Source organism: Actinoalloteichus hymeniacidonis, assembly GCF_014203365.1.
GTDB classification, from domain to species: domain Bacteria; phylum Actinomycetota; class Actinomycetes; order Mycobacteriales; family Pseudonocardiaceae; genus Actinoalloteichus_A; species Actinoalloteichus_A hymeniacidonis.
The window spans coordinates 1,111,291-1,128,604 of record NZ_JACHIS010000001.1 but is presented as its reverse complement, the minus strand read 5'-3'; the positions used below and the strand labels follow the sequence as shown (position 1 = coordinate 1,128,604).

Annotated in this window: 13 protein-coding genes and 1 other RNA gene; 4 read left to right on the top strand and 10 right to left on the bottom strand. The window is 70.9% G+C overall.

Annotated elements, in window-relative coordinates:
* Positions 1-3 precede the first annotated feature (3 nt).
* From BKA25_RS05175 to ybiA, 9 genes are all read right to left on the bottom strand, one after another.
* Positions 4-270: a hypothetical protein gene (locus BKA25_RS05175; RefSeq protein WP_069851703.1), complete on the bottom strand. Its 267-nt coding sequence runs from the start codon at positions 268-270 to the stop codon at positions 4-6.
* A gap of 556 nt (positions 271-826) precedes the next feature.
* On the bottom strand, positions 827-1,072 hold the full coding sequence (locus tag BKA25_RS05170) for a DUF2630 family protein (RefSeq protein ID WP_069851705.1): 246 nt from the start codon (positions 1,070-1,072) through the stop codon (positions 827-829).
* Positions 1,073-1,755: 683 nt separating this feature from the next.
* The gene (locus tag BKA25_RS05165; protein WP_069854006.1) at positions 1,756-2,052 is read right to left on the bottom strand and encodes a hypothetical protein; all 297 of its coding nucleotides are present in this window, start codon (positions 2,050-2,052) and stop codon (positions 1,756-1,758) included.
* Positions 2,053-2,232: 180 nt separating this feature from the next.
* An RNA gene (rnpB, locus tag BKA25_RS05160) (RNase P RNA component class A) lies at positions 2,233-2,639 on the bottom strand.
* Positions 2,640-2,724: 85 nt separating this feature from the next.
* Positions 2,725-3,852: a bifunctional RNase H/acid phosphatase gene (locus BKA25_RS05155; RefSeq protein ID WP_069854007.1), complete on the bottom strand. Its 1,128-nt coding sequence runs from the start codon at positions 3,850-3,852 to the stop codon at positions 2,725-2,727.
* An 11-nt stretch (positions 3,853-3,863) separates the two neighbouring features.
* Positions 3,864-4,601, bottom strand: coding sequence for a zinc ribbon domain-containing protein (locus tag BKA25_RS05150; protein ID WP_069854008.1), 738 nt, complete (start codon positions 4,599-4,601; stop codon positions 3,864-3,866).
* Positions 4,602-4,636: 35 nt separating this feature from the next.
* On the bottom strand, positions 4,637-5,494 hold the full coding sequence (locus tag BKA25_RS05145; RefSeq protein WP_069851707.1) for a Nif3-like dinuclear metal center hexameric protein: 858 nt from the start codon (positions 5,492-5,494) through the stop codon (positions 4,637-4,639).
* On the bottom strand, positions 5,491-6,549 hold the full coding sequence (gene cobC, locus BKA25_RS05140) for an Rv2231c family histidinol phosphate aminotransferase CobC (RefSeq protein WP_069854009.1): 1,059 nt from the start codon (positions 6,547-6,549) through the stop codon (positions 5,491-5,493). Before cobC ends, BKA25_RS05145 begins: the two co-directional genes overlap by 4 nt.
* A gap of 160 nt (positions 6,550-6,709) precedes the next feature.
* Entirely contained in the window at positions 6,710-7,285 is a 576-nt protein-coding gene (ybiA, locus tag BKA25_RS05135; protein ID WP_069851708.1) for a riboflavin biosynthesis intermediates N-glycosidase, read from the bottom strand.
* 161 nt (positions 7,286-7,446) lie between these two features.
* On the opposite strand from ybiA, the gene BKA25_RS05130 reads away from it, so the two are divergent.
* Entirely contained in the window at positions 7,447-8,361 is a 915-nt protein-coding gene (locus tag BKA25_RS05130) for an SURF1 family cytochrome oxidase biogenesis protein (RefSeq protein ID WP_157421236.1), read from the top strand.
* Here the strand turns inward: BKA25_RS05130 and BKA25_RS05125 are convergent.
* Positions 8,272-9,264 (bottom strand): cobalamin biosynthesis protein, encoded by a 993-nt coding sequence (locus BKA25_RS05125; protein WP_069851711.1) that lies wholly within the window; start codon positions 9,262-9,264, stop codon positions 8,272-8,274. The genes BKA25_RS05130 and BKA25_RS05125 overlap by 90 nt on opposite strands.
* 490 nt (positions 9,265-9,754) lie before the next feature.
* Here BKA25_RS05125 and BKA25_RS05120 point away from each other — a divergent pair, with 490 nt between their 5' ends.
* Genes BKA25_RS05120 through BKA25_RS05110 form a run of 3 tightly spaced genes read left to right on the top strand, consistent with a single transcriptional unit; the run spans position 9,755 to position 17,060 of the window.
* Positions 9,755-11,608, top strand: coding sequence for a DUF2397 domain-containing protein (locus BKA25_RS05120; protein ID WP_236750372.1), 1,854 nt, complete (start codon positions 9,755-9,757; stop codon positions 11,606-11,608).
* Positions 11,605-12,897, top strand: a complete 1,293-nt coding sequence (locus BKA25_RS05115) for a TIGR02678 family protein (RefSeq protein ID WP_069851713.1) — start codon at positions 11,605-11,607, stop codon at positions 12,895-12,897. The genes BKA25_RS05120 and BKA25_RS05115 overlap by 4 nt, the downstream gene beginning before the upstream one ends.
* A complete protein-coding gene (locus tag BKA25_RS05110) occupies positions 12,894-17,060 on the top strand; it encodes a TIGR02680 family protein (RefSeq protein ID WP_069851715.1) in 4,167 nt (1,388 codons plus the stop codon). Before BKA25_RS05115 ends, BKA25_RS05110 begins: the two co-directional genes overlap by 4 nt.
* Positions 17,061-17,314 lie beyond the last annotated feature (254 nt).

The window sequence follows — 17,314 nt, the reverse complement described above, 5'->3', positions numbered from 1 at the left end:
GGCTCACCCGCCGCCGAACAAACTGGCCAGCCAGGTACCGATGTTGACGCCGCCGCCCGTCACCGCGAGACCGATCACCGCCAGCGCGATGAAGATCCCGCCGACACGGCGCATCACGCCTGCGTTGTCACCTCGGCCCGCACCGAGCCACAGCAGCAGGATCGCCACGGTCAGCAGCAGAAGGGGTAGGACGTTGTCGATCATCCAGTCCTGGATGCCCGAGGTGCCGAGGGCGTCCTCCGCCAAGATGTTCAGAGCCGTCGCGGTCATCGCTTACTCCCGGGGATGAGGAGCGTGGTCATCGGGCCGGAGCGGGATGCTTCGGCCCCTTGGGGCACCTTCGAGTACAGCATGCCTCGCGGGCAAGGTGCACTGACCAGAGTGCCAGGTCTCGATGCAAGAACGGTCCCTTCGCACTCTTCTTCGTCTTCTCCGGCGCCCACCATCATCATGGCGAACTCCGGAGCCGTGAATAGCCGCACCCTGTTTCTCCCAACTGCCGAGCAGGTTCACCCGCTTGCGCCCGCTGCAACTACTCCGAGTGATCGTCAACCGTTGTGGGTTTGCCTTCGGTTCCACAACGAGGCATTGCCGCCAGCGCATCTCACACTGTGACAGCACACCGGGGGGTGCCGACTCGTCGGAGTCGACTCGACGACGAGTGGGGGCGGGGAGCATTGCGCTGAACTGCGCGAACCTGATCGGCGGGAACAGAATGAACCTCTGCGGATGTCGGTGACGGCGCCTCGGCGACCAAGCGGATCATCTCCGACGCAGGCGCCTAAGGCTACCGAGAGCGATCTCGCCGCCACCGGTCAGCCTTCGGTCACTGTTGGTACCGCTGTACTTCCGCCGGGTCGCGCGGCACGACGTCGTCCGGGTCCGCCCCGGCATCGGCCTGCACCCGCCGCCGACGCAACAGATCCCAGCATTGATCCAATGCCGATTCCACCTGATTAAGTCGTTCGGTCTCGGCCTGCCTATCGACCCGGCCCGATTCGCGTTCGTGTCGAAGTGCATGCTCCTCATCGACCAATTCACGGATTCGTTCGAGAATCTCGGTTTCCCGCATGGCCGACTCCCTCTGTTGTCCGAGCCGTCGCCGAATAGGAAGCGACGTCGATCAGCACTGCAACACCGTGCCGGGCGACTCGCAAGTCGGACCTCGAGCATTCCCGTGCCCGCTCCATCGCGATTCCCACCATCGACGTCGATAGCGGCTTGCGCCCATCAACGGGCCAGCTCGTCGCCATGACGACGCCGAGGGCGCCGCGATCGCGTGCGCGCATCGAGCCTTCTGTCCGTCGATTGCCCGACAGGCACAGGCCTCACAACGGTTGCCCCTGTGCCGCCTCGACGAAGGACCCACGCAGGCCGGGCGAAGTGGTCCGCAACGGTACGCGGTCGGTCTTCTTTCCTCGGACCGTTGAATCGATTCCGTCCCGGAGGCCGCCGTTCGCCGGGGCCGAGGCGGATTCCGCTCCCCGGCAACGTCCGAGCCATCCGAATTGGCCGGGAGGAATCGGGGCTGGTCTCTTCGGACGATCTTTCTCGGCGAACGGCGCAACACCCGCTCGGCGTATCGAGCCGCCGCGGGATTCCGGCCCGTCGGCTCTCGTCGGGGCGAGGTCGAGCCGTCAACGCGCCGGCTCCGGGCGGACACCTGTCACCCGTTCGCCTGCGGCAGGCCCGGCGACGAGTCCGGCCGGTCGGCATCGAGGGATGCCGACCGGCCGGATGCCGTCGCTCCGAGGGTCAGTGCTCGTCGACGTGTCCGTCGTGCAGGGCATGGCGGTGACCGTCGTGCACGTAGTCGACGTGGTCGCCGTGCGGGACCGTGACGTGGCCGCAGTTCTCGCCGTGCTCATGCTGGTGGGCGGCATGCTCGATGTGCATCGCCGACTCGCATTCGTCGAAGTGACCGTCGTGCGCCCGGTGCAGGTGGCCGTCGTGGGCGTAATCGGTGTGGTCGCCGTGTGGGACGGCGACGTGACCGCAGCCTTCGCCGTGCTCGTGCTGGTGGCTGGAATGCTCGACATGCGCCGCAGTCATGATCAACACCTCGCTGTTTTCCGGTCGATGAGCCGAATCGGGCGCGGCCAGGCGCCCGCGCTCGCCTCCTCGACGTACCCGGCTCGACGCGGTCATATAGCCAGACCTGCATGCATCACTCGAACGGGTGATATCGGGCCGACCGGGCTCCTGCGGGCCGCGGACACCGCGAGCGAAGTGGGGACGAGCCGGCCTCTAAGCCGGATTCTGTCGTCGAGTACCGCCTTGCAGCGGGCTCGACCGGCGACCATCCATCTAGACCCGCCGTTGCCGACGGGCTCCAGCAGCCTACCCGCGAGCATCGGGCGGGCAGCCCTCGAACGCTCGCGCAGACACCGTCTCCGATGTCCTCTTGGCCTTGCTCCGGGTGGGGTTTACCGAGCCGCCCCGGTCACCCGGGGCGCTGGTGGTCTCTTACACCACCGTTTCACCCTTACCTGGCCACACAAAGCGCGACCAGGCGGTCTGTTTTCTGTGGCACTGTCCCGCGGGTCACCCCGGGTTGCCGTTAGCAACCACCCTGCCCTGCGGAGTCCGGACTTTCCTCGGCGGGGGTCTCCCCCCGACGCGGCCGCCCGGCCGGCTCGTCCAGCCAACCATCCTAGTCGTCGGACTCGGCGCTCTTCCGGCTGGCCACCCCGGTCACCGCACCGGCGGCCGACCGGCGCGGGCTCAACCGAGGTGCGAGATGTCGTTGACCAGCCGAACCGACGCGTTGCCGTCCGGATAGAACTCGGCGATCGAGAGCGAGGCCAGGTCGAGATGCAGCCGGAAGAGCAGCGACGGCCCGACGTCCAGCGCCGACCGCAGCAACTCCTTGATCGGCGTCACATGGCTGACCACGATCACCGTGCTGGTGCCATAGGTGTCGATCAAGTCGTCGCGGGTCCGCCGCACCCGCTCGTGCACCTCGTCGAAGCTCTCGCCGCCGGGCGGCGGCACCGAGGTGTCGCTCAGCCACCTGCCGTGTGTCTCGGGATCCCGCTCGGCGGCCTCGGCGAAGGTCAATCGCTCCCACTCGCCGAAGTCGGTCTCGATGAGTCCTGAATGCACCACGGGCTCCGGTGCCGACAGGGCCCCGGTGATCGCGGCGGCGGTCTGTCGGGTCCTGGTCAGCGGCGAGGTCACCACCGGGGTGCTCGCGTCCACCCCGTCCATCGTCGCGATCCGACGCGCCACCGCCGCAGCCTGCGCGGCCCCGAACTCGGTGAGCTCGACATCGCCCCGACCGGAGTAGCGCCGCTCCACCGACAACGCGGTCTGACCATGCCGGACCAACAACAGCTTGGTGGGGATGCCGCTGGCACCGCTCCAACCGGTGGGCCGGATCCGGTTCGCCGCCGAGGCCTCGGCGGGCACCTCGTCGACGACCCCGCCCGTGGGCGCATCGAGCCCCGCACCGGCCTGCTGCTCGTCCATCGCCTGGTTGGCCAACCGATCCGCGTGTGCGTTGTCCGCCCTGGACATCCACTCGTACCGAACGGAATCGAAGGCCCTGGCCAGCGTCCCGGCCTCCTCGGCGAGCGGTCGGAGCTCGGGGTGCCGGATCTTCCAGCGGCCGGACATCTGCTCCACGACCAGCTTCGAGTCCAACCGCACCTCGACCGATCGCGCACCGAGCTCCGAGGCCGCCCGCAGGCCCGCGATCAACCCCCGGTACTCGGCGACGTTGTTGGTGGCGACGCCGAGACCGCCAGACCGTTCGGCCAGCACCGCGCCGGTGGCCGCGTCCTTGACCACCGCGCCGAAACCGGCGGGCCCGGGATTCCCACGGGAACCACCGTCGGCCTCGACGAGCAGACCGGCGTAGGTCACAGACCCGACTCCGAGGTTCGTACCAGGATCACGCCGCACTCGTCGCAGCGCGCGACCTCGCTGGGATCGGCGGCCTTGAGCTTGCTGACGGTGACCCGGTCCAGCTCCAGACGACAGGCCCCGCAGCGGCGGGCCCGCAGCAACGCGGCGCCATTGCCCCGCTGCGCGCGAACCCGCTCGTAGAGCGCGAGGAGGTCGGCGGGCAGACCCTCGACCAGCTTCGCGCGGCGCTCGGCGTGCCGGGTCTCCTGGGTGCCCAGGTCCGCCAGCGCCTCGTCGCGGCGACGGACGATCTGCTCCAGCTGCTCGCGGGTGCCCGCCAGGTCTGCCTCGGCGAACCGCACATCGGCCTCGGCGGCCTCGGTGCGCTCCATCACCTCCAGCAGCTCGTCCTCCAACGTCGTCTGCCGCCGGATCAGCGATTCGAGCTCGTGCTGTAGATCGGTGACCTGCCGGGCGCCCACGGTTCCGGCGTCCAACAGCTCGCGGTCCCGCTTGCCTCTGGCGCGGACCTGGTCGATCTCCTTCTCCTGGCGGCCGAGCTCACGACGAAGGTCGCTCAGGGCGGTCTCGGCGACCACCTGGGCGTCCTGCTTGGCACGCATCGTGGTCTCGGATTCGTCGATCTCGGCGTGTTCAGGCAGGTTGGTGCGGCTATAGGCGACCCGGTTCAACTCGGTGTCGACATCGGCAAGATCGAGCAGCCTGCGCTGGGTGGCGGGATCGGCTTTCACGCGGGCGTCCTCCAGGTGTTGGGCGCGGTGAACGGTCAGGGTCGCGGGCTGGTGCTCGACTCGTGCAGGTTCCACGGGTCGGTCCGACGCTGCGAGACGTGAGCTTCGACGGTACTCTGCGTCGCCGCGCGGACGACCCGGGCCGCCTGCGCACACCACGGCCACTCGCCTGCCCAGTGCGCGATGTCGACCAACGCTGGCGCCCGCCCACCGGGAACGGTCGCCAGTGCGCCGTGCTCGGCGGCCGGGTGATGCCGCAGATCGCCGGTGACATAGGCGTCCACGCCGAGTGCGACGGCCGCACCCAGGTAGCTGTCGCCCGCACCCCCGCAGACCGCGACGGTCCGGATCGGCCGGTCCGGATCTCCCGAGCCGCGAACGCCCCAGCTCGTGGCGGGCAGCGCGTCGGCGACCCGCCGAACGAAACGCGAGAAGGGCTCGGTCTCCGGCAGCTCACCGACTCGACCGGAGCCCAGCAGCGGGGTCGCGTCGGTCGCGGTCGGATGCGGACGCAACGCAGAGCGCACCCGCAGCCCGATCGTCTCGGCCAGCGCATCGGAGACCCCGGGTACCGCGATATCGGCGTTGGTGTGGGCGCAGTACAACGCGCATCCGCCGAGCAACAGCCGATGGATCAGCCTGCCCTTGGGTTGATCGGCGGGCACCCCGTGCACCCCACGCAACATCAGCGGATGGTGCGCGATGATCAACTGAACCCCGCGCTCCAGTGCCTCCGACACCGTTTCCTCGGTCGGATCGACGCAGATCAGCACCCGCTCGACGGTGGCGGCCGGGTCGCCGCAGACCAGACCGATGGCATCCCAGTCCTCGGCGTACTCCGGCGGGTAGGCCAATTCCAAGGCCTTGATGACATCGGCCACGGTGTGACTCACGACTGGGCCCTTCTCTCACACTCTGCCTCGCGGCACAGCTCGGCCAGCGCCGCGCACAACGGGCGCGTGTATTCGGCGGACCGCACCGCAACACGAAGATGATCGTCGGTCAATCCGGGAAAGGTATCGCACCGACGGACCGCGATTCCCCGGTCGCGCAGGCCCTGTCGCAAGCGGGAACCGGTGCCCGCAGCCGCCTCCAGAAGCAGGAACGGCGCCGAAGCCGGTCCATGAACCCGCAGCGTCGGAGCGGCGGTCGTCAATTCCTCGATCATCGCCCGCCGCCTGCCGACCAGGGCGCTGGCCGCCGCGTCGGCCTCGGCCAGCGCGTCGGGCTCGCAGCAGGCCCGGACCGCGACCTGCACCAGGCTGCTCACCGGCCAGTGCGGCCGCCGAACCGCCAGTCGAGCCAACAACTCGGCATCGCCCAATACGTACCCCGCGCGCAGGCCGGGCAGCGCCCAGGTCTTGGTGAGGCTGCGGACCACCAACAGCCCGGGGATACCTCGTTCGGATGCCAGCGACTCGGCTTCGCCCGGCACCGCATCGATGAATGCCTCGTCGACCACCAGCGTGCGCCCCGGGCGCGCCAGGGATCGGATCGTGGCGGCCGGATGCAGCACGGAGGTCGGATTGGTCGGGTTGCCCAGCACCACGAGATCGGCGTCCGAGGGCACGGCCGCCTGCCGTAACCGAAAGCCATCGGCGGCATCGAGCACGACCCTGGTGACCGGCACCCCCGCTTGGACCAGGGCCAGCTCCGGCTCGGTGAAGGACGGATGCACCAGCGCGGCATGCCGAGGCCGCAGATCAGGCAGCAACGCGAAGCACTCAGCGGCGCCGTTCAGCACCAGGACCTGCGAGGGGTGCCTGCCGTGCCGAGCGGCGACGGCGCTGCGAGTGGCGTGGTCGTCGGCCGCCGAGGGATACCGCCCGAGGTCGGTCAGTGCCTCGGCCAGCCGCGTACGCAGCCACGCCGGGGGTCGGTCGAGCCGGACGTTGACGGCGAAGTCGAGCAGTCCCGCAGTCGCCTCGACGTCGCCGTGATGTCGCAGCGCGGCGAGTTCCCCGGCGCCGGACCCGGCCTGCGACGTCGAGACGACGCCGGACGCATGGTCGGTTTCGGGATCTTCGCTGCTCACCGGCGCGAGTCTAGGCATCGGCCGAGGCGATTCCCGCAGCGACTTCGCCTCGCGCGCCCCGGCGGGCGCCTACTCATCGGGCGGCGAGCCGGGACCGCACCTCCATGAGCGCGAACCCCAGCAGGTTGAGGCCACGCCACCGCGATGGACGCGAGACCCCGTCCTCGCGGACGGACAGGCCGACGCCCCAGATCCGGTCCAGCGGGCTGGCCTCGACCAGGATCCGGCTGCCGGTGCCGAGCAGGAAATCGGCAGCCTTCGGATGCGCGGTGAACTTCGCGAGATTGCCCTCGACGACGATCTGCTCGCGATGCGCCGCCCACCGGTCGGGATCGAAGCCGCGCACCTGGCGGCCGAGTTGTTTGGCCGCGCCGGGATGGCCCGAGGCAAGGATGCGCTCGGCGGTGTCGTCGTCGCCGAAGAGCCGGGCCTTGCGCTCCATCATGTAGTGCTCGGCGCTGCGATAGGCACGCCCGGCCACCTCGAACCGGGCGCACCACCACTGGCTGAGGCACTCCGCGCCGACGCTGCCGTCCCCACGCCCTCGCTCGCCCCAGAAGAAGACGAATCGGAGCCTGCGTCCGGCGGCCTCCTGGCGGCACAGGTCGGCGACCCGCTGCCGGGGGTCGACGTTGTCGGGCTCGCTCATGCCGACACGGTAGGTAGCCCGGATGGCCGGTGGCGATCGATTTTCCACGCAGCGGCGGCCTTGAGGCGGGGCCGCAGGGGCTCCGCTTCGCGGCACGCCCGCAGGCGGAGCCGGCTTCCGTCGTCCTCCCAGGTCGGGAGCCTCGCAGGTGGCCGAACACCGTGACGTACGGTAAGTGGGTGCGCTACCGGTTCCTGCTGCGGCCGGGATGGATCACCATGACCGTCGCCGTCCTGGTGTTCGCAGCCATCTCCGTGTTCCTGCTCTCCCCGTGGCAACTCGGCCGCCACACCGACAAACTCGCCCAGAACGAGGCGGTGGAGCGTTCGCAGCACAGCGACCCGGTGGCCCTGGACACCGTGCTGTCCCCGGACGAGGCTCCCGCCGATGACGCAGTCTGGCAGCAGGTCACGCTCGATGGCCGCTATCTGCCCGCGAGCGAGACCGTCGCGCGGCTGCGCTCAGTGCAGGGCGAGCCCGCCTACGAGGTGCTGACCCCGTTCGAACTGACCGATGGCACGACGGTCCTGGTGAACCGCGGATTCGTCCGGCCGGACGAGGACGGTGCGGTACCGGACTACGCGGCCGCGCCCTCGGAGCAGACCGACCTCGTCGCCCGCGTCCGCCGCGACGAGAACGACACGCAACAGCGGTCGGCATTCGAGCAGGACGGCGTCCAACAGGTGTATGCGATCAACTCCGGCACCGTCGGCGAGGCAGTGGGCCTCACCATCCGGCCCGGCTATCTGCAGCTGGCCGCTGATCAACCGGGCGGGCTGGAGGCGCTGCCGCTGCCGCGAGTGCAGTCCGGGCAGAACCTCGCCTACGGACTCCAGTGGGTCGCCTTCGCGGTGATGGCGGTGGGTGCGCTGATCTTCTACATCTGGCGGGAGGCGCACCCGAAGCCTGCCACCGGGGAGGACGGGGCTCCGACGCCCACCGACGACGCTGTCGCCGAGCCGAGGCCCCCGCGCCAATCGACCAGGTCAGCCTTGCGTGCCGCCGTTGCGGAGCAGCCGACGACGACGCGATCCTCGACCGACACGCTGGCCGATCGCTACGGCGGCCGCCGCTGAGACGACGCCCGCGACGGCGCCGATCACCCTGGAGAGCTCGACTCCCCTGGTGACGTCTCCCGCGTCGGGGGTACGCCCGTCGCCGAGCATCGGCCGTTCCTCGGTGCCGTGGTGATAGACGGTCCGACCGCCCAGTCGCACCTCCAGCGCACCCGCGAAGGCCGCCTCGACCTGGCCGGCGTTCGGGCTGGGATGCGCTGCGGCGTCTCGGCGCCACGTCCGCCAGGCACCCTGGGCGGAACCGCCGACGACCGGGGCACACAGGCTGGTCAACATCGCGGTGGCCCGCGAGGGCACCAGGTTGGCCAGGTCGTCTAGTCGAGCCGACGCCCAGCCGAACTGGCGGTAGCGCGGCGAGCGGTGGCCGACCATCGCGTCGAGGGTGTTCACGGCGCGGTAGCCCAGCAGGCCGGGTACCCCGGCGACGGCGCCCCACAGCAGCGGCGCGACGACCGCGTCCGAGGTGTTCTCGGCGATGGACTCCACGGAGGCGCGGGCCAGACCGGGTCCGTCCAGCGAACCCGGATTGCGCCCACAGAGCCGGGGCAGCGACTCACGGGCCTCGTCGATCTCGCCGGAGTCCAGTGCCCTGGCCATCGTGGTGCCCTCCTCGGCCAGCGACGCGCCGCCGAGGACCATCCAGGTCGCCAACGCGGTGGTGGCCGCCTCGGCGATCGGGCTCACCCGGGCGAGGCGCTGGGCGGCCAGACCCACCGCCACCCCGCCGCCGACGAGGAGTCCGGTGAAGGCCGCTCCCGCCGCGCGATGGTCCCGATAGATCCGGTGTTCGACCGCCGTGGCCACCCGCCCGAAACCCGCGACCGGGTGCCCTCGTCGTGGGTCGCCGAACGCCGCATCCGCGGCCACCCCCAGCAGCAGACCTACCGCACGCCCCGCACTCACTGATGCCCCCTAGTCCTCTTCCGCGCTGTCGTCGACGGCCCCCGCCCGATCGACGACCACGCTCTGGTCTCGGTTTGCTTCGCCGACCGGGCATTCCGGCTGACATCCATCCGAGGATCGTATGACCCTGTCCCGGCGCACCCGGGCTCGTTGGTCAACACGTGATCTCAACCGGCCCGGTGGGCGGCTGGCAGGACCGACCGCACCGTCGGCCCATCGGGGATCGCCGGGCAGGTCCACGCCGCAGTGGACCGCCTGATCGCGGCCCCGCGTCGATCGGCACGACAACACCGGCGGCCATGATCATTCCGCCAAGCCGTCCGGCCTTCGCGACGCAACGCCGACGACTGGTCCATCAGAGTGATCATCGCGATCTCCGATGCGGGCGAGAGTAGCGCGCAGGCGTTAGGAGGTTCACGCGCGGTAGGGATCGCGAAGCGGCCCACCCGACCCGATTGTGCAGGGCCGGTTGCCTCTATCGTGACCTGCCGTGACCGAAGCCGAAGAGCCGTCGTCGTGGGGCCGATCCCCCGATCTCCCAGGGGATCCCGGCGCGCGACCGAGCGTCTCGGCCGGTGCCGCCGACCCGCACGATCCTGCGCGGACTCCCCGGACCACGACGCGCACCGACGCCGAGGGGACGGCTTCGCCACACCGAGCATCGCGGCGCCCGGAACAACCCGCCCTCGCCTCCACCCCGGCGCAGGAGGCCGCCGACATCGACCCGACGGGCAGGCTCCAGCTCTTCGCCTACCTCGGCGCCCGGGACTACCGACGCACCTATCTCGCGATCATGCGGCTGTTCGCGGGCACCCTGTTGGCCGATCTCTCGGCGGGCGAGGTCGCCGGGGCACTGGCAGGCGCGGAGCGGGCCGGGCTGATCGATCCCGGTGAGCACCACGTCGACACGGTGATCTCGCGGCTTCGGCAGCTCGTCGAGTGGGGAAATCTGGTGCACGGCAGGCGGGAGACGGTCGCCGCCAGCATCGCGGAGTTCCAACACGGGAGCGTGCGCTACCAGGTCGGGAAACTCGCCGTCCGGGTGCAGCGGGACGTCGACGAGCTGCTCGCCGTGCCGGAGGGCGCACGCGAGGTGTCCCGAGAACTGCTACCCGCGGTGGAGCGTGGGCTGCGCGCGTTGGGCGTCACCCTGGCCGAGACGCTGGCCGCCGAACACGAGGATCCCCGGTCGCGGTTGTTCCAGAGCAATCGGGAACTGCTCGCCGAGCAGGTCACGACGCTGTTCCTCCAGCACGGCGAACTCGCCGCGACCGTCCGCGACTTCTACGCCTATCTCGGTCAGGTGGTCACCCGGCATCAACTCGACTCGGCGGAGCTGTCCGGGTTTCGGGACCTGCTGGTCGACTACATCCAGATGGTCGTGGAGGACGTCCTGCGCTACACCCCCGACATCGGTGGGCTGTTGGCCAGGCTCGCCCGCTCGCGCGGCGAACTGCTCCGACTGCTGGGCCCCGCCGAGGGTTGGGATGCCGGTCTGGAGCGCGCCAGGGGCCGGTCGGCCTCCGACTGGCGGCAGCTCACCGACTGGTTCGTCGACCGCGCCGGACGGCCCAGTCAGGTCACCGCGCTGCGTGAGGCCACGGCCCGCGCCATCGGCACCCTGCTGGCGGGCGTGAAACGCGCCACCGCCGGGGCGGGAGCGCTGCCCGGTCGGCGGGCCGATCTCCTTCGATTGGCGAGCTGGTTCGACGCCTCGGATCGTGAACAGGCCGCGATGCTCTCGGCGGCGGCGTTCGGGCTCTACTCGTCCCGCAATCTGCTGCCGCCGCCGGAGCACGATGGCGACGACGAGCACACCGCGTGGCGGGACGGCCCGGTGCTCGATGTGTCGGTGAGCGTCCGTTCTCGGGCGGATCGGGGGGCGCGCGGCCGGACGTCTCGGGTGGTGTTCGACCCCATCACCGAACAGACCCTGTTGGCGCAGGCCCGGCAGGACGCTCGCGCACACCGCGCCGCCGTGGACGAACTCACGGCCGCCGCCTCGGATCTGACCGCCACCAGCCTGTCCCCGGCAGCGCTGCACCTGGTGTGCGGGCTGCTGACCCTGGCCATGGCTGGTCGGGACAGCACCCGGGATGCGAGTTCGGTGAGCGATCCGGTGCACGGCCTGCGGCTGACCCTGACCCCGGAGGCGGGTCGACACACCACGCTGCACGGCAGCAGCGGTCGACTCACCCTGCACGACACGGTGGTCACGCTGTCGGCGGGCGGCCCCGCACCGAGCCGGGGCCAGTCGGCTCGCACCGCAACGGCCGTCGAACCGACCTTCGTGGAGTCCACCCGGGCCGAGTTGGTTCCCAGCACGAGCGAGGCTGCCCGATGAGCACGCGCACCCCTCGGGGCCGGGGCAGCGGCGCCGCCGGTCTCGCGCTGTTGGACGGTCTGCCCGATATCGACGCCGCCGATGTCGCGCGGTGCGCCAGGGTGCTGCTGCGTCGACCGCTGTTGCGGGCCGACGGCCCGGATGGCGATCTGCTGCCGTTGATCCACCGGCATCGGGGGCTGCTCGTCGAGCTGTTCACCATGCTGCTCGGCTATCGCCTGGTGATCGAGCGCCGCTTCGCCCGGTTGTACAAGACCGGCCCCGGCCGCGACGCGACCCGGGACGAGCCGACGCTCTCGCCGAGGGGCCATGCCTACGTCGCGTTGACGCTGGCCTGTCTGACCGGCGCCGGCCGTCAACTGTTGCTGTCCCGGCTGGTCGACGATCTGCGGGCCGCAGCGGCCGAGGCGGGCATCGGCGTGGTCGACGATGTCGCCGATCGACGCGCGCTGACCTCGGCGCTTCGCTTCCTGCTGACCCTCGGTGTGATCAGCGAGACCGAGGGCACGGTCGCCCCGTGGCAGAGCGACGGCCCCGCCGAGGCACTGCTCACCGTGGACACCGATCTCCTCGGCCTGCTGATCAGCGGGCCGTTGGGCGAGGCGGACTCTCCCGAGGAGCTGATCCGACTGGCGGCCCGACCCGGCGCTCGCGGTGTGGAGCACACGGTGCGCCGCAAGCTCGTCGAGGACCCGATCGTCCTGCACAGCGAGTTGTCCGCCGAGGAGTCCGACTGGCTGCGCCGCAATCAGCGACGTGAATCGCTGCTGCTGGATCGGGTGTTCGGGCTGATCAGCGAGACCCGCGTGGAGGGGATCGCGGTCACCGACCCCGAGGAGTACCTCACCGACGTCGTCTTCCCCGGCGCCAGCACCGTCTCCCGCATCACGCTGCTGGCCCTGCCGGTGCTCACCGATCTGCGCGAGCCGCTGGCCGACGGCACCACCCGGGTGTCGACCGTCGAGATCCGGGATGCCTGCGCCGAGCTGGTCACGGCGTTCCCGGCAGCATGGTCGCGGGCCGCCACCGAGGATCTGGACGGCCTGACCGCCGACGTGATCGCCCTGCTGGTGCGACTGCGACTGCTGCGCCGAGAACCCGAGGAGCGGCAGGAAACGAGTGTGGACGCCGTGGCGGGCGCATCGCCGAGGTGGTTGCTCTCCCCTGCCGCGCATCGCTGGCTGCCGCAACCCGATGACACCCCGGGACGCCCCACCGAGGCGCCCGCCCCGCGCCCGGCCCCGCAGGCCGACTGGTCGCTGTTCGACGAAACTGGAGGTCTGCTGTGAGCGAGTCGGGTCGATGGCGGCTGCATCGCGGCGGCATCGTCAACATCTGGCAGTACGCCGAGCAGACCTTCGATCTGTCCGGCGGACGGGCGATCTTCCAGGGCACCAACGGCTCCGGCAAGTCCCGAACCCTCGAACTGCTGCTGCCGCTCTGCCTCGACGGTGATCTGCGGCAACTCGGCTCCAAGGGCTTCGACACGGTGAGCATCCGCCGCTTGATGCTCGACGACTACTCCGGCGGTCCGAACCGCATCGGCTACGCCTGGGTGGAGCTGGCCAGACCCCGCATCGACGAGGAGAGCGGCCGGGTCGACACCGAGTACCTGACCTGTGGAATCGGCGTCAAGGCGTCGAAGACCTCCCAGCAGATCACCGACTCGTGGCGATTCATCACCGCACGCCGGATCGGCGAGGAGCTGCGGCTGGTCGGCGCCGACGAGGTACCGCTGGGCATGACCGCGCTGCGGGATCTGCTCGGACCGGACTGCGTCCTGGACGAGACGAGCTTCCGCGCCAGGATCGCCGAGCTGGTCTACCGGCTGCCCGCCGCGCGGTACGGCGATCTGCTGCACCTGCAACGCACGCTGCGCAATCCCGATGTCGGGCTGAAAGTGCTGGAAGGCCAGCTCGAACAGATCCTCTCCGACGCGCTGCCGCCGCTGGAGACGACCCTGGTCGAGTCGCTGGCCGGTTCCTTCGATGATCTGGAGTCGATCCGGACGAACATCATCGGGTTGAGCACCGCCGATCGCGCCTTGAGCACCTTCGTGGCCGGTTACTCCGGCTACGCGGCCGGTTCCTTGCGCAAGCTGGGCAGACAACTGAACACCGCGACCGCCGAACTCGCCGCGCTGCGCACCGAGCTGGTGGACCTGGAACGTCGCGGCGATGAGGCGTACCGCGAGCGGGAGGCCTCGGCCGAGTCCGTGCAGCGCCTGGAGACCGAGGAGAGCGAGCTGGAGGTGCGCATCGACGGATTGAAGTCGATGCCCGCCTATCAGGGACTTCGGGATCTCCAGGACCGGGAGGCACTGGTGGCGGCGGGCAAGGCGTCCGCGCAGACCGCGTTGGAGACCGCGGCCCGGCAGCGTGGGCAGGAGGATCGCGCCGTCGAGGCCGTCCTCGCGGTCCTGCGCCGCTTGCAACAGGACGCCTCCGCCGCGCAGGATCTCGCCGAGACGGCGGCCGCCCGGCTCGCCTCGGCCGGACTCGACCCGGCGCTGTGTCCCTCGGTGCCGCCCGCGCCCAGTGTCGACGTCGCGGTGTGGCAGGAGACGGTGCTCGCCAAGCCGGATCCGGGGGTGGATCCGCTGCCGGTGCAACGCAGGCGGCTGCCCGCGTTGTCGCCCGAGATGCTGGCCGACCAGCTCCGTGCGGCCGCCTCGGGGGCCCAGCGGGCGACCGCCGAGGTCCGCAAGCGGGTGGCTCTCATCTCCAGCCTGCACCAGCAGGCCGCCGAGGCGGATCGGGCGGCGGCCGCGCTGGCCCAGTCCCACCGGGATGTACGGGCCGCGCAGGTGGCCGCGACCGAGGCGGCGGGTCGCCGACACGAGGCCGACCAACGGCTGGGCGATGCCGTCGAGCGTTGGCGGGAGCGCACCCGGTCCTGGTTCGAGGACATCCCCGGTGCGCAGTCGACGCGTTCGGCGGCGCCCGAGCTGCCCGCCGCGTCCGAGGTCCGGGGGGACCTGGCCGCGCCACGAGCGCTGCGGGACGCGGCCCGAGCATGGTCGGCGCCGGATTTGAGTGCGGCGGCGAACCGGACCGCGTCGGTCCGTACGGAACTCTCCCGGGTCCGCGAGGCGATCGAGCAGCGGGATCGGGAGCTGACGGCGACTCGCGCGGGCGATGGGCACCGGCCGCCGCAGCCCGGCTGGGTGAGCGGTGATCACGAGTCCACGCAGGGCGCGCCGTTCTATCGGCTGGTCGATTTCCGGCCCGAGGTGGGTCCGGCCGAGCGGGCAGGCATCGAGGCGGCGTTGACGGCGTCGGGCCTGCTCACCGCCTGGGTGGAGGCTGCGGGCACCACTCGGCTGCCCCACGCCGAGGAACTGTTGGCCTCGGCCCGGAGCACCTCGCCCGCCGAGCCGCTGTCCCGGACGCTGGCGGAACTGTTGGTTCCGACGGCCGAGGTCGATTCGCCGGTGCCCGCCGAGGTGGTCGAGGCGCTGCTGCGGCAGGTCGCGGTGGACGAGCGACCCGGCGCGACGGCAGGCAACGGTGTGACCGTGTCGACCACCGGGGCGTGGTCGGCGGGCGTGCTGCGCGGGGCGTGGCACAAGGAGGCCGCCGAGTACGTGGGCGAGGGTGCCCGCAAGGCGGCCCGGATGCGTCGGGTCGTCGAGCTGGAGGACGAACTGAGCGGGCTTCGCGGCGAGCAGGCGGCCGCCGAGCGGGCGCTGGCCGAGGCAGTCGAGGCGGAAGCGGAGCTGACCGGGTGGTTGGAGTCCTTCCCCGATGACGGCGAGCTGATCGCGGCGCACGCCTCGGCCAGTAGCGCCCGCGATGTCGCCGAGGAGGCCGCGCAACGCGCCGAGTCGCTGCGGTCCCGACACCGGCTGACCGAACAGCGGGAACAGGCGGTGGCGGCGGAGCTGGCCAGGGCGGGCGCGGCCTCGGGACTGTCCTCGGACAGCGTCGAGTTGGCCGCCGCCCGACAGGCCGCCGATCAGGCGGGCCAGACCATCGAGCGGCTCAGCGAGTCGCTCACCCAACGCGCGATCCGCACGGTCGCCGACCTGGCCGAGAGCCTGCGGCACCTGCACTCCGCGACCGAGGACCGCGTCGACTCGGAGCGGCAGGCCGATCGGTCCTGCGGTTCCTACCTGGAGCAGGCGACGGCGTTGACCGAGCTGACCGATGCGGTCGGCCGGGAGGCGGGCGAGGTCGCCGAGCTGTTGTCCACCTTGGAGGGACGCCGCGTCGACTGCCGCGCGGAGCTGCCCGCCGCCCGCGAGCGCGTCGCCGCGTCTCGGGAGCGGGCCGCGAAGGTGGCCACGCTGATCGAGACCCGACAGGCCCAATTGGACGGCCGCAGCAGCCAGGAGACGCGGGCGGCGCAGGCCTTCGCCGAATCGCTGCGGACCCCCGGGTTGTGGGCGGCGGCGGTGGCCGAGGCGCCCGCCGAGGTTCCTCGGACCCCGCCCACGGACCTCGACGAGGCACTGCGGGTGCTGGAGGAGGGCCGGTCGGGGCCCGCCGTCTCGGAGGCGTCGGTGATCGGCAGGCTGCAGGCCCTGCAGGCCGCGTTGTCCGGTACGCACGACATCCAGGCGAGCGAGCAGGCGGGCGTGCTGTGTGTGACGGTCAGCGGTGAGGACGGTCCGAGGCCGGTGGCCGAGGCCGCCAGCCGGGTGGCCGATCAGCTGCTGCAACAGCGTGGCTTTCTCGGTGAGCGCTATCAGACGATCTTCTCGGACTACCTGATCCGCGATCTCGCGGAGCGGCTGCGTGGGCAGATCGCGGTGGCCGAGGATCTGTGTAGGCGGATGAACGAGGTGTTGGATCGGGCCAGGTCCAGCCAGGGCGTGCACGTCCAGTTGGAGTGGCGTCCGTCGGCGGCGTTGGACGAGCCGACCCGGGAGGCCCTGGAGTTGGTGCGCACGCCCTTCGCGGACCGCGACGGCGATCAGGACGAGGCACTGCGGCGGGCGTTGACCGAACGCATCGAGGCCGAGCGCGATACCCGGACCGGCGGTTATGCCGAGATCCTGACCCGAGCGCTGGACTACCGGAGCTGGCACGCCTTCACGGTCCGAGTCCGGGACGACGGCCCGGACGGCAAGCCCAGGGTGCGCCGATTGCGGCAGCTGTCGTCCGGGGAGACCCGGTTGGTGTCCTATGTGACCTTGTTCGCCGCCGCCGCCTCGTTCTACGACGCGGTGGGCGCGGCCGGGACCGAGGAATCGGCCGTCGAACCGTTGCGGCTGGTGCTGCTGGATGAGGCGTTCGAGCGGCTGGACGATCCGACGATCGCCCGGATGCTGGGGCTGCTGGTCGATGTGGACATGGACTGGTTGATCACCTGGCCCAGCGGTTGGGGGGTCTCGCCGAAGATTCCCCGGATGCACATCTACGACGTGCTCCGACCCAAGAGCGGCGGCGGGCTGGCCTGTACCCACACCACCTGGGATGGCCGCGACCTGGCCGATCAGAACCGTTGATCGGTATCGACGACGGGTAGGTCTGTCAAACGCTCCGCACGAATATCACGCGAATGTAGGAAACGTTTAGCGGCATACGGCAAGGTGTCTCCCGGCACGGTGGTGATGGGGGTCTCCGCCGCGTCGCCGGACCCGGTGGGTGACGAGAACGTCGTCGGGTCTACCGCCCGGGGGAGCGGGGCAGGCTGGCCGAGCACGGGGCCCGTTTCGCGATCCCCGTCGCGTCGCCGCCGCCCGCTCCCGCGGATGGCAGT